The sequence below is a fragment of the Bradyrhizobium macuxiense genome (assembly GCF_007993935.1).
GTDB lineage: Bacteria > Pseudomonadota > Alphaproteobacteria > Rhizobiales > Xanthobacteraceae > Bradyrhizobium > Bradyrhizobium macuxiense_A.
Genome location: NZ_VITY01000026.1, coordinates 21,825 through 35,166 on the forward strand (window position 1 = coordinate 21,825; position 13,342 = coordinate 35,166).

General features: G+C 63.0%; 9 protein-coding genes and 1 pseudogene. 2 read left to right on the forward strand and 8 right to left on the reverse strand.

Annotation, left to right across the window (positions count from 1 at the left end; translation table 11 throughout):
* Window positions 1–232 precede the first annotated feature (232 nt).
* On the reverse strand, window positions 233–646 hold the full coding sequence (locus FBZ93_RS39575; protein ID WP_146993120.1) for a hypothetical protein: 414 nt from the start codon (window positions 644–646) through the stop codon (window positions 233–235).
* 100 nt (window positions 647–746) lie between these two features.
* Window positions 747–2,891 (reverse strand): ParB/RepB/Spo0J family partition protein, encoded by a 2,145-nt coding sequence (locus tag FBZ93_RS39580; RefSeq protein ID WP_167529454.1) that lies wholly within the window; start codon window positions 2,889–2,891, stop codon window positions 747–749.
* A gap of 702 nt (window positions 2,892–3,593) precedes the next feature.
* Between FBZ93_RS39580 and ltrA the strand changes: the two genes are divergently transcribed.
* Window positions 3,594–5,120 carry a group II intron reverse transcriptase/maturase gene (gene ltrA / locus FBZ93_RS39585; RefSeq protein ID WP_246667851.1) on the forward strand — a complete coding sequence of 509 codons (1,527 nt, stop codon included), beginning with the start codon at window positions 3,594–3,596 and terminating at the stop codon, window positions 5,118–5,120.
* A gap of 240 nt (window positions 5,121–5,360) precedes the next feature.
* Here ltrA and FBZ93_RS39590 read toward each other — a convergent pair whose 3' ends face one another.
* Entirely contained in the window at window positions 5,361–6,557 is a 1,197-nt protein-coding gene (locus tag FBZ93_RS39590) for a DUF932 domain-containing protein (protein WP_146993122.1), read from the reverse strand.
* A 1,034-nt stretch (window positions 6,558–7,591) separates the two neighbouring features.
* On the opposite strand from FBZ93_RS39590, the gene FBZ93_RS39595 reads away from it, so the two are divergent.
* Entirely contained in the window at window positions 7,592–9,295 is a 1,704-nt protein-coding gene (locus FBZ93_RS39595; protein WP_146993123.1) for a recombinase family protein, read from the forward strand.
* Here FBZ93_RS39595 and FBZ93_RS41635 read toward each other — a convergent pair.
* The 5 genes and pseudogenes from FBZ93_RS41635 to ruvC form a co-directional block, all read right to left on the reverse strand.
* A pseudogene (locus tag FBZ93_RS41635) lies at window positions 9,277–9,360 on the reverse strand (acyl-CoA thioester hydrolase); the annotation flags it as partial. The gene FBZ93_RS39595 and the pseudogene FBZ93_RS41635 overlap by 19 nt on opposite strands.
* Window positions 9,361–9,471: 111 nt before the next feature.
* On the reverse strand, window positions 9,472–10,389 hold the full coding sequence (locus FBZ93_RS39605) for a metallophosphoesterase (RefSeq protein WP_146993124.1): 918 nt from the start codon (window positions 10,387–10,389) through the stop codon (window positions 9,472–9,474).
* Between the two features lie 170 nt (window positions 10,390–10,559).
* Entirely contained in the window at window positions 10,560–11,609 is a 1,050-nt protein-coding gene (ruvB, locus tag FBZ93_RS39610; RefSeq protein WP_146993125.1) for a Holliday junction branch migration DNA helicase RuvB, read from the reverse strand.
* Window positions 11,606–12,223 (reverse strand): Holliday junction branch migration protein RuvA, encoded by a 618-nt coding sequence (ruvA, locus tag FBZ93_RS39615; RefSeq protein ID WP_146993126.1) that lies wholly within the window; start codon window positions 12,221–12,223, stop codon window positions 11,606–11,608. The genes ruvB and ruvA overlap by 4 nt, the downstream gene beginning before the upstream one ends.
* Window positions 12,224–12,533: 310 nt before the next feature.
* On the reverse strand, window positions 12,534–13,061 hold the full coding sequence (gene ruvC / locus FBZ93_RS39620) for a crossover junction endodeoxyribonuclease RuvC (RefSeq protein ID WP_146993127.1): 528 nt from the start codon (window positions 13,059–13,061) through the stop codon (window positions 12,534–12,536).
* Between the last annotated feature and the right edge of the window lie 281 nt (window positions 13,062–13,342).

The window sequence follows — 13,342 nt, forward strand, 5'->3', positions numbered from 1 at the left end:
CTCTCTCTCGGACCGCACCGGCTCAAACTCGTTCCGGCCGACCTCTCCCTCTCAGTATTGTGGCCGTGGCCACATGAGAAAAGGCGCCTCGCCGGCTGGGCGGGGCGCCTTTCACAGAGCGTTCGTCAGTGTCCGAACTGCCAGCATGGCCAGGCAGTATTGCCGTTCGCGGCGGCGACCGCTTCCGTGAGGTAGCTCGCATCGCCTTCGACGACGGTGACGATGTATAGCGTCATGACGCACCTCCCTCGATCGGATCGTTTTCGCCCGCGAGAATGGCCTCTGCCTTCGCGATGGCAGCGTTCGCCCGTCGGCGCCAAAGCTCGACATCGGCTGAGCCGCCCTCCGGAACGTGGGCCAAGATTTTGAGCTGACCGAGCAGCAGCTCGAAGTGATCCGCCTTGCGCTGGACCTGCTCGCCGAAACGTGACGGGATCGGCAGGGCGTGGCCGATATAGGCGGCGTCGCGGCCTTCCCAGACGCCGGTGACATAGGTGTCGCCGGACGTTTCAACGTCCGACTTCTTGTCGTCCCAGTCCTCGTCGGCGATCGCGAGATCGCAGGCTTGGCCGAGCGTTTCGGCTTCGTAGTTTCGCTGCCGGTAGATCGGCAGACGATAGGTCGTCTCAATGGTGAAGAGCGGCACGAGAGCCTCCAGAATGCAACAAGCCCGGCGCGAACCGGGCTTTGGGGTGGATTGGCAGTGAAGAGACGCGGGACGACCGAAGCCGCCCCGCGTGGTCGAGCTATTCGGCCGCGATCATGTGCGGCTCGTCCGCTTCATCGGCAGGAGCTTCCTCGTCGTCGCCGGCGAGGAATTCCGGCAGCGCATCGCCATCGCCGTCGGGCTCCGCGGCGTCGACGGTCGGCGTCTGGTCGGCATCGGCCATTCTCAGTGGCTCGGGCAGCCAGCCGGTCTCGGCCAGGAGGCGTTCGGCCTCCTTGGCCATGTCGCCCTTCTTGAGATGATCGATGAGCTGGGCCGCCCGCTCGCCGGCGCCTTCGCGCACAGCCTCGATGATGCGGCGCTTCGGGACCCGGCCGAGATAGTTCTCGACGGTAGGACGCCAGCCGGATCTCACCATGTCGAGATCGACGGCGCTTGCGATGCGATCGGCGTCGGCAAGGCGCTGCTCGACGGTGTGCGGAGTGGTGCCGCCGCCGTAGCGGTCGGCCTTCTCGTATAGCGCGTTGACGCCGAACGAGGCGCAATGCGCAAAGAGCGACGCCTGCTCGTCCCCCGTGAGGCCGGTGAGCCAATCCCAGAGGTCGGCCTTGTCCTTCGGCAGGCGCCCCTCCCAGGACTTGTGACGCGCCTCGATCGCCTTGGCCGCCGGCGTGTCCTTCAGCCCCTGCGCCTGCACCGGGAAGCTGGCGCAGCGCACGAAGACCTCCATCGCCGTCCCGTAGGAGGAATAGCGGGAGAAGACGTCGAGGCAGAATTTGTGCAGCACCGCTTGGAAGGCGACCGAAGGCGTGGTTGCCAACTTGTCGCGCAGCGCCAGCGTCCGCTCCGCAGTGAGCTCGGTCAGCAGGCGGTCCGGCAACGGCTTCACCGCATCATCGTCCTCGTCCTCGGGCTCCGCAACCTGACCGCCGATTGTGATGACGGCGCGCTGTGTGACCGGGGCCGATGGTTCGGCGCCGTCCATGACCGCAGCAGCGGGTTCGCCATCGCTGTCCTGCCCCGGCTCGGCCACGGGCACCTCGTCCTCAGGCCGGACATAGCCGCGGTCGACCAAGAGCGTGCCTTCGGCGTCGATGCCGACGAACGCGCCCGCGCGGGCGATGTCGGCCCGCTGAAAAATGACAGGTCGATCATCGAAAGCGGCGAGAGCCGTCTCGATCTCGCCGAGCCGCTGGTCGACCTCGTCAGGCAGCTCGTCCACGCTGTCATGCTCGGCTTCGAGCCTCGCATATTCTGCGCTGAGCGCCACGATGGTCACCTGCTCTTCGGCCGTGAGATCAGCGGGCACGCCGTCCAGCTCGCGCAAGCCTCGGGTATGGCCGTAGGGGAAGTCGATCGCGACATCGATCCACTTCCAGCCTTCGGCGGCGATCGCTTCCGCCTCTGCCTTCAGCTTCTCGGCGACCAGGCGGTCGAGCAGAGCGACGTCCTCCAGCCAGCCGCCGTCGTCGGACTCGAACAGGTCGCGCAGCACCACGCCCCCGGCCGCCTCGTAGACGTCGAGGCCGACAAACACGGCTCGCCGGTCGGAGGCTCGCACCGTCTTCTCTGTCAGCATGCGGCGGATCTGATAGGGCTCCTTCTGCCAAGAGCCGGAGATAGCCTGCCAGACCTGCTCCTGGCGAGCATGCTCCGCGGTGACGGTGAAGGCCATCAACTGTTCGAGCGACATGCCGTCCTCGGCATAGACGTCGAGCAAGACGGGCGAGACCGAGGCGAGGCGCAGGCGCTGCTTCACCAAATTGACCGAGGTGAAGAAGGCAGCGGCGATGTCCTCCTCGCTCTGGCCCTTCTCCCGCATTGCCTGGAAGGCGCGGAACTGGTCGAGCGGGTGCAGCGGCGCGCGCTGGATGTTCTCGGCGAGCGAATCGTCCTCGGCGAGAATGTCGGTCGCCGGATCGCGCACGACGCATGGCACCGGCGCGGTCTTGGCCAGTCGCTTCTGCTTCACCAGCAACTCCAGCGCCCGATAGCGGCGCCCGCCGGCCGGGATCTCGAACATGCCGGTTTCGGCGCCCTTGGCGTCGAGGACCGGCCGGACGTTGAGACTTTGGAGCAAAGTACGTCGGGCGATGTCCTCGGCCAACTCCTCGATGGAAATGCCGGCCTTTACGCGCCGGACGTTTGACTGGCTGAGCACGAGCTTATTGAAGGGAATGTCGCGCGAAGACGAGAGGGTGATCTTCTGAACGGCAGTCGCCATGGGTGATACTCCGCGACGAGCGGCCCAAAGACACTCTCTGGGCCTCCAACCCGTCAGTGCGCCAAGCGCAGCCCTCTAACTCTCTGACCAGAAAGGAGAAACACACGGAAGTTAGACGCTCAACTACCGAAGAGCTCCGGAGGGTGAGACACCCTCCCCGCCACACGGTGCAGCGTGGGGCGCGAAGCGAGTGGGTGAAGGCCGACCGGGGGCTTCCGGGAGGCCGTACATCAGCAGAACCCGCTAATGCCGGACGTGAGGGGACTTCCGATCCCAACAGCGGTCCGGCTAGCGAGTCCGCCACGGAGAGGGAAACCGAACCGATGGCCGAAGCCCCGTCAGGAGGCGTCTCACCAACTCGGAAGTGGGTGAGCGAGTCGAAAGATTTGTGGAGCGCCGATGTGCAATTGATGGGTGCGCATCAGGGACGTCGGGGTAACCCGACGTCAGCAGCCGGGAAAGCCTGCAAGGCCCGGAGGCCGGAATCCACACGGGGTAGAGTCGGCTCCTAAAGCGGACAAGGAGCAACGGTGGAACTTGGGAGACCGCCTGCGTTTCCGCTCCCCTCGGGGACGGATGGCCGAAGCGACCGGCGAACGCGCGTGGCGGAGTCGGAGCCCGCATAGTAGTTCGAGGACGGGAAAGCCGTCCACACGGCGAAGGCGGGCAGTGAGTACAACTTGCAAGCAGGAGACGGACAACTTGTCCAACACGGTGAATACCGAGTTCATTCTCGACATGCAGCGCAAGCTGTATCGGTGGAGTGCTGCGGACCCCGACAAGAGGTTTGCAGATCTGTTCAACATCGTATGCGATCGCCGAACGCTGCTTCGTGCTTGGGAACGGCTGGCCCGTAACAGGGGCAGCAACACTCCGGGCACGGACAACGTGACGCGTAAAGCGGTCCAAGAGCGGCCCGATGGGGTCGCAGGCTTTCTGGAGGATACCCGGCGAGAACTGCGACAAGGAATCTACTGCCCTCAACCTGTCCGGCAAAGGCTGATTCCGAAGCCGGGCAAGCCGGGAAAATTCCGCCCATTAGGCATACCCACGCTCAAAGACCGACTGGTCCAAATGACGCTCAAGCTGGTGTTGGAGCCAATCTTCGAGGCGGATTTTTATCCGACCTCATACGGCTTCCGCCCCGGCCGAAGCACCCATGACGCACTGTCCAGAGTGCGGCACAGGTTGAACCCGACGTCGGCCGGTCCTTCGCGGACCCGGTATGTGATCGAGGGCGACATCAAGGGTTGCTTCGATGCTATCGATCATCACGTGCTGATGGATCGGGTTCGACGCCGCATCCAGGACCGCAAGGTCCTGCGGCTCGTCCTCGCCTTCCTGAAAGCCGACATAATGATCGAAGGCAGTCTTCGGCATCCGGTAACCGGTACCCCGCAAGGGGGTATCATCTCGCCGCTCTTGGCCAACGTTTATCTCACGGCCATCGACGAGAGATATAAACGCTGGATTCCCACTCCACGGGACAAGACTCGCGAGCGGGCGCAACAGCGCCTGCAGTCCGACTACAAACGTGGTCGGCCGGGCTTTTACGTGGTGCGTTACGCGGACGACTTCGTCGTCCTCGTGCAGGGAACACTTCAGGATGCCGAACAAGAGCGCCTGGCGCTGGCGCAGTTCCTCAAAGAGGAGCTGCGTATGGAATTGTCGATGGAGAAAACCAAGATCACTGATGTCCGGGAAGGCTTTGACTTCCTCGGATATCGGGTCTCGCAGGAAAAGATGCGTCTCACCGGACGCCGCGTCGGCATGCTCTTCATCCCGAAGAGCAAGTCGCAGCTACTGCGTGACAAGGTCAAGGCCAAGGTGCGGGAAACGCCTACCGGCTTCACCCTCGCCGACCTCATTGACGATCTCAACCCAGTCATCATCGGTTGGCGCAACTACTACCGATATGCCTCACGGGCATGGAAGGAGTTCGCCACGAACGACTGGTGGCTGTACTGGCGCCTGAAATCCTGGCTCGGCAAGAAGCATGGCACAGCGTCGAGAAGGAAGCTACGCCGAGTCTACACCGAGTCGGGAGAGAAAAGCAGCGGATGGCGAATGGGCGAAAAGAAGCTCGCTCAGTTTGCTGATGCCAAACGGCGGCTGTACCCGGATCGGGGCCTTCGCATACCGAACGGATGGAATGCCAGTCCGGACGAGTGGTTTCTTAAAGGAGACAACAAGTTCTGGCAGGCGACCAACGCCCTCGCATCATTGTGAGGGCCACCCGTGGCTAACGCCACGCATGGAGAGCCGGATGCGGGGAAACTCGCATGTCCGGTTCGGAGCGGGGGATGAAGAAACCTGCCCTGGCAACGGGGCAAGGCGCTTCATCCCTACTCTACCGAAGCGCAGCGCGGCCCTCTACCTCTGAGGGCCGCACCACAAACCGACGATCAGGAAAAACGGAAAGGCACGAAGCCGGAGACACGCCGTTCCGCATCTCCGGCTTTCCGGGTATCAGGCTGCGCGGTCAAGCAGCTTCTTCGCGCGCGCCTCCAGATCGAGTCGGGCGTCCTGATGGGTCTTGCCCCGCGCAACCGCTGTGATGCCTTGCACGAAATCGAAGACGCTCTCGGGCTTGCGTCCTTCCTCGGCCAGCACCGTTTCGATGATCTTCGCTGTCTCTGTCTTCGAGAAGCCCCGCTTGCGCAGGAACTCGCCGCGGTCGTCGTCGGTGCGGGCGACGACCTTTTCCCGCGCGGCCCTGATGCCGTTGACGAACGGCATTGGTGAGGAATTGGCAAAGTTGGTCAGCGCCGGTACCGCCTCCTGCGCGAACCGCGAGGCGGCGTATTTGGAGTGGCGGATGGTGATCTGCTCGAAATCCTCTACGCCCCAGAGATTGCGGTTCTGGCAGACGGCGCGGAGATAGAAGCTCGCCATTCCGAGCGTCTTGGCACCAACCTCGGAATTCCAGCAGTAGAAGCCACGAAAGTAGAGGTCCGGCGAGCCATCACGCAGCCGGCCGGCCTCGATCGGATTGAGGTCGTCGACCAGGAACAGGAAGACGTCGCGGTCGGACGCGTAGAGCGTCGTCGTATCGTGGCTGATGTCGACATGGGGATTATAGACGCCGGTCGACCAGTCGAGCACGCCCGGGACTTTCCAGCGCGTGTCGCCCGTGCCATTGCCGGCGATGCGCTGAACGGCCGCCACGAGTTCATGGTCAAAAATACGCCCGTATTCGGGCCCCGTAACCGCGCGAAGCTCTACGCGACCGTCTTCGATCTCGAGCGTCTTGACCTGCTCGCCTCGATGAGAGCTGACGCCAAATTGGAGGTTGATGCCAGCGAGCGGCGCCGGAAGCTGCCGGAGGTAGGCGGCCGGCGCGCCGACCAGGCTCGCGAGTTGGCCGAAGCTCCAGTGGGTCGGTGCGATAGGCGTATCGGAGCCGGGTAACGTTAGCGCCAGCCGTTCCGCATCGTTACGATCCGCCTCGACGCGGATCGCTGCGCTCTCCACCGTCCGGGTCCGGCTACGCTCGGTCCGTCCGCGCACGGCGGCATGAAGGTCCGACAGGGACAGATAGCGCTCGTCCGCCGGCCGCGAGAACCACTCCGAGGATACGCGGCCAACTCGCTCACCGCGGGTAAGATCCACCTTGTAGCCGCCGATGCGGTCGCGGCCGGTGCTGAGAACTTCGACTTGGGACATGGGTCGTCTCCATGACGGGCGCCGGAGGCCTCTCCTCCAGCCCTCAACCCGTCGCGGAAAACCCGGTCAGCACTCTCACTCTTTCGGGAGCAATGCGGGGACTCGGCCGCAGGGGAAGGCGTTCCCCCTCAAGTGACCGACGAACAGATTGTCCGAGATTTGTATATCTATTTCGGAGAGTGAACTGCCCTATGTCCGAAAAAGAGCTACAATTTTCGGACATAAACAGCCACTCGCCCGACCTCAAGACCGTTATGCTTGACCGCATCCGCGCGGACGCGCCGCGGAAGGTCTGGAGAAGCATCAAGAGACTAGATCGAACCGATGCTCACGTTGTCTGACTGCCCGCGAGATTAACGCGAGCGCTGGATCGCCGAGCGCAGCGGAAGCCTCCCTGCCCATCAACTCGTCGCCGTCACGCGCAAGTATTTTTACTCCGCTTTGCTTAGCAGATCTGCTCCCGCCCACGACCACAATCGTAGGAGTGCGCTAACGCTCGATTCCGGCATTGATGTACTCGAAGAATCTCATTTTCATTTGCCGCTGCAGCGGCCAACATGAATTGACTCACCGCCCGCAGATCGAGATTTCCGTGAGCGCTTCGAAAAGGCAAAAGTGATGCGCCATCCTGATCCTGCAATGATCCCCGTCGGGTTGTGGCCGCAGCCAACGGAAGCTGTGGCCAAAGGACGATTTAGATCGGATTGTGGCGCCGGCGAGGGTCATGAAACCACAAAAAAATCCTTACGGGGACGGGAGGGATCGAACCTGGAATCAAGCGCCGCAAGTGATTGCCGCCCGGCTGTAGCGCGGGCCGGCACTTTACGTTAACATCCGCTGGCCAGCTTGTAATGCGTACCCGAATCCGATCGCCTCGGGAGCAAAGGGCGATCATCCGACCGCTTGACCCTTCCCACCCTCAGAGCTGGGACAATCCCGATAATGAGGAAATTTGGCTTGAGCTGGCGCGCGCCATTGGGCGGCAGATTGCACGGGACGAAAAGGATGTCACGGGGAGCCGATAGGGGAACGGCATGACGGCAGCGTCACCCAAAATGAGAGCCGTACTATACGCCCGCTATTCCAGCGACATGCAAAAGGCGACCTCGATTGACGGTCAGCTATTGCTCTGCCGAAAGGTCGCCGAACGCAATAACCTAGATGTCGTCGATGAATTCGTCGACGCCGCAAAGTCTGGTCTTACCGAAGATGCGCGGGACGGCTATAAACGATTGCTAAACGGTGTTCGAAACCATGACTTTAACGTGGTCATCGTTGAGCATTTCGACCGATTGTCCCGCGATCCCGCAACGATCCAGCGCCTAAAGCAGGTTTTCGAGTTCAACGGCGTTGAGCTGATGGATCAGAAAGGCATTTACGCCACCGCTACCGATATCAGCATCGCAAGTCTCTATAACACGATTTACAAGCCGCAGCTTGCCGACAAGGTTCGGCGCGGCCATGACAACGCTGTCGCTAATGGAAAAATTCCCGGCTCATACGCGTATGGCTATCGGCCGAGGCCTGGTGCGCCCGGCGAGCGCTTGATCGATAAGAACGAAGCAAAGATCGTACTCCGCATCTTCAAGGAATATGCTTCGGGCCGCTCAACCCGAAATATTGCAGCTGATCTCTCCCGCGAAGGTGTGCCCTCCCCTGGCGCCACCCGTCACAAGAACAAGGCCGGTCGCACCATTTGGAATCATCAGTGCATCACTGGCGGTCGTCATGGTCGCGGCATTATCGGCAACGAGTTGTATATCGGCGAGATACATTGGAACGTTCGCTCGACAATTCTCAACCCGGAAACGCAGAAGAAACAGAAGCGCCGCAATCCGGAAGAACGGCACATCATCGTCAAGAATCCCGAGCTGCGGATCATTCCGCAAGCACTCTGGGATACGGTGCAGAAGGTTCGCAGCGCGCGCGCTGTCCATATGTTCGGGCCGACCGGCAAGCCGCAGCGTCGCTCAATGATTCCGCGCAACAATGAGCACCCGCTTGCCGGTGTCCTCCGGTGCGGCGTTTGCAACGGCTATATGCGAATTGCGCAATCGTCCCGGAATGGCGCGCCGCGCGCCGCATGCGCCAACGCGCATCAGCGAGGTACCTGCGAGCACACCCGTAGCTTTGACATGGACGTTCTACTTGAGGACGTTTCCGTCAAGATCGACGTGAAATTGCTTTCGCCAAAAGCCATTGAAGAGGCGATGAGTGCTTGGCAGGAGGAACGCAAGAAAGATCGAAAAAAAGTTAGCGAACGCACCAACCTCGAGCGTCGACGCCGTACGCTAACTGCCGAGATAGAGCGCCTATCATATGCCATCGCAAACAGCCGTCGTAAACCCGATGAGCTGCTCAAGCGGATCGATGAGTGCGATATGGAGCGAGAAAACGTTGATGCGCGCTTGCAGCTGCTGGGCAACAGCAGCGAGAACGTGATCCCGTTCGACCACCCGAAGTTCGGCGAACTTTACCGTTCGGAAGTTAGAAAATTGGTCACCGCGCTCAAGATCAATTCGAAAGCGATCGAAACCCGCGTCGCCTTCCGTAACTTGATTGACTGCATTGTGGTGCATCCAGTTCGCAAGCGGATGCCCTATGAATATACGCCCTACCTGAACAGTGCCGCCCTTTGCGGCATGAAGCTTTTCCCCGAAAACCGGCGCAAGGGAGAAGAAATCGGCATGTTGGCCTACTACGATAACGGCAAATCAGGAAAGTCGGTGTCCTCGTAATAGACCCGGACCTGCATGTGGTGGCGGCCATCGCGGATCGCGCCGTCGATATGGGGTAAGGTCAATTGCGGCCCCTCGATTGAGGTCGTTTGAGCATGATCTCTTCGGAATCTTTTCCGGATCATGCTTTGGAACGACAATCGTGTTGCGCAAATTCCTCGATCACGCAAGCGCGATCAGGACACCACCGGTCCCTTCCCGCCGAGCGCGACCTGCACGATCTCGGGCGGCACGCCGAGGCGAAACGGCATGATGCTGCAGCCGAGGCCGCCGGAGACGACGACGTCGCATTTCAGCTTGATGTGACCATAGGCGAGCCGCATGCCGTGCTTGACCGGCACCGCCGGCGACCATCCGAGCAGCCGGATCTGACCGCCATGGGTGTGGCCGGACAGTTGCAGCGCGACGCGCGAGGGCACGCGGAGCGCAACGTCAGGCTCATGCGCGAGCAGGATCACCGGCGCATCGTCGGTGACCTTCGCGAGCGTCCCGTTGAGATCGTCGACGCCGATGCGCCGGACTTCGCGGTAACGCCGCGCCGCCATAAAGGCGAGCTGGTCGCCGAGGCCGGCGAGCCAGAACGGGCGGTGATCCTTGACGAGCCGCACCGCGTCGTTCTCGTAGACCGGGATGCCGGCGCGCTCCAGCGCGCGGCGCGCGACCGGCGCACCCTGCCCCTGCCGCTGCACCGTCTTGTCTTCCCAGTAATCGTGATTGCCGAGCACGGCGTGCACGCCGAGCGGCGCCTTCAGGCCCTTCAGCACCGCGGCCCATTCGGAAGCCGGAATGAAGCGCGTGACGTGGCGCAGCCCCGCGACATAGTCACCGAGCAGCACGATGATGTCGGGGTTCAGCGCATTGGTCCGCTCGACAATCTCGGCGATGCGATCGAGCGACATCCAGGGATCACAGGCGTGGATGTCGGCAAGCGCTACGATCTTGAGCGGAAAGTCCGCCGGCCATTGCCGCGGCGACAGGTCGTAGCGCGTCAGCGTGAGGCGAACGACCGGCTCGCTCAGACCATAGGCCGCGGTCGAGGCGGTGGCGGCGGTCAGTCCGCCGGCGGTGCGCAGAAAATTTCGACGTGAAATCATGGACGTTTGATCGGTGATGCCTGAGCGATCATACGCGCTCTGATTGGGCGAAATTGGGCCGCGTTTGTGCAGACGGCCTGCAGACGCTTCGCAATGATTAGCGCGCAAGGTTACCGGTAGGCGCGACGCACTGCATCAACACGCTTCTTCACGTCTTCGAGAGCCTTGGTTTAATCCTCGTCGCCATTGCCGCCGAACAGGCCGAACTGCGAGGGATCACGGTTCGGCTCGGCGAGGCCGAGATGGCGGAAGGCGTGCGAGGTCAGCAGCCGGCCGCGCGGGGTGCGCTGCAGATAGCCGCACTGGATCAGATAGGGCTCGATGATGTCCTCGATCGCATCGCGCGGCTCCGACAGCGCCGCCGCCATGGTCTCGACGCCGACCGGACCGCCGCCATAGTTCAGGGCGATGGTGGTGAGATAGCGCCGATCCATCGCATCGAGCCCGGCGCTGTCGACCTCAAGCGCGCTGAGCGCCCGGTCGGCGATGCCGCGATCGACGGAATCAGCATCCGCAGCCGATGCAAAGTCGCGCACGCGGCGCAGCAGGCGGCCGGCGATACGCGGCGTGCCGCGGGCGCGGCGCGCGATCTCGTTGGCGCCGTCGGGGCTCATGCCGATGTTGAGCACGCGGGCGCCGCGGGTGACGATCTTCTCCAGCTCTTCCACGGTGTAGAAATTGAGCCGGATCGGAATGCCGAAGCGGTCACGCAAGGGATTGGTGAGCAGGCCTGCGCGCGTCGTCGCGCCGACCAGCGTGAATTTCGACAATTCGATCTTCACCGAGCGCGCTGCGGGACCTTCGCCGATGATCAGATCGAGCTGGAAATCTTCCATCGCAGGATAGAGCACCTCTTCGACAGCCGGGCTCAGGCGATGGATCTCGTCGATGAACAGCACGTCGCGCTCTTCCAGATTGGTGAGCAGCGCCGCGAGATCGCCGGCCTTCGCAATCACGGGACCCGAGGTGGCACGGAAGCCGACGCCAAGCTCGCGCGCGACGATCTGCGCCAGCGTGGTCTTGCCGAGGCCGGGCGGACCGACGAACAGCACGTGATCGAGCGCCTCGCCGCGCTTCTTCGCCGCCTCGATGAAGATCGAGAGATTCTTGCGCGCCTGGGCCTGGCCGACGAACTCCGTCAGCGACTGCGGACGCAGCGCGGTATCGCCGACATCGTCGGAGCGGCGTTCGGGAGTGACGATGCGCGAGGGCGTGTTCACTTCGACAATTCCTTAAGCCCCAGCCGGATCAGCTGCGCGGTCTCGGCGCTCTCACCGGCGCTGCGCGAGGCGGCGGCGATGGCGGCGGCGGCCTGCGGCTGGCCGTAGCCGAGATTGACCAGCGCGGAGATCGCGTCCGTGACCGGGCGCGGCGCACGGTTGTTGTCGATTGCGCCGGAGAGCTGGACCACCGCGGGATCGACATCGGCAAAGCCCGGCGCCTTGTCCTTCAATTCGCTGACGATGCGCTCGGCGACCTTCGGCCCTACGCCCGGCGTCCTCGCCACCGCGGCCTTGTCGCGCAGCGCGATGGCATTGGCGAGATCGGTCGGCGGCAAGGTGCCGAGCACCGCGAGCGCGACCTTGGCGCCGACGCCCTGCACGGTCTGCAGCAGGCGAAACCACTCGCGCTCGTGATCGCTGCGGAAGCCGAACAGCTTGATCGCGTCCTCACGGACATAGGTCTCGATCGAGAGCACGGCCGCTCCGCCCGGCGACGGCAGCGCCTGCAGGGTGCGGCTCGCACAATGCACCTGGTAACCGACGCCGCCGACATCGAGGATCACGTAGTCCTCGCCATAGGAATCGATCAGGCCCTTCAGCTTGCCGATCATCTTGCGCCCCCGCGCTTGGCGCTCACACTGCGTTCGAATGCTTCAGTGAGGGACACACCGGCGGAAGGGTTCCCTCCCCCCTTGCGGGGGAGGGTTAGGGAGAGGGGTATGCCGCGGGCGTTGACCTCTGGGATGTGACGAGGAGCCAGCAATGAAACGCGCGAAATGACTGAGCGCGGTGCGAGCGTTGTTCGCGCATTGCGTCGCGCAGGCGAGCAAGCGGTACCCCTCTCCCCAACCCTCCCCCGCAAGGGGGGAGGGAGCCTGACCAGAGTGCTTCCCTCACACCGCACTTCGCCGCAGCCCCTCCTCATAGATTCGCCACCCTGAGCCGCAGCGCGGCGCTCTGGCGGTGATGCGCGTGGGTGATCGCGATCGCGAGCGCGTCGGCGGCATCGGCTGTTGGCGGTTCGGCTTTCGGCAGCAGGATCTTCAGCATCACCTGGATCTGGTTCTTCTCGGCATGGCCGGCGCCGACCACGGTCTTCTTGACCTGGTTCGGCGCGTATTCGGCGACCGAGATACCGAACATTGCGGGCGCCAGCATGGCGACGCCGCGGGCCTGGCCGAGCTTCAGCGTGGCGACGCCGTCCTTGTTGACGAAGGTCTGCTCGACCGCGGCCTCGGCCGGCCTGAAGTCACCGAGCACGGCGGCAAGCCCTTCATGGATCGCGAGCAGCCGGCTCGCCAGCGGCAGATCGTCCGGCGGCTCGACCGAGCCGCAGCCGATATAGACCAGGCGGTTGCCTTCGGTCTCGATCACGCCCCAGCCGGTGCGGCGGAGACCCGGATCGATACCGATGATGCGGACGGGAGAGCGAATCGGCTGGGCTGTCATGCGGTAGTGATACCGCCTAGCCTGCGAGAACGAAACACAAACGGAGGCTCATCCCCTGCTCCGCTTGTCATCGCACCGTGCTCGTCACCAGCCCCACTCGTCATCCCCCGCGAAAGCGGGGGATCCAGTACGCCGCGGCGTCTCGAATCAAATGAAGGTCTCTGGAATACTGGATCGCCCGGACGAGTGTTTAGACCGGACAGATCACGGACAGGTGTTCGGGGACATAGCTGACACATCACAATTGGCTGGATTGGTCGATTCGGGAGGCCGTCCATGCC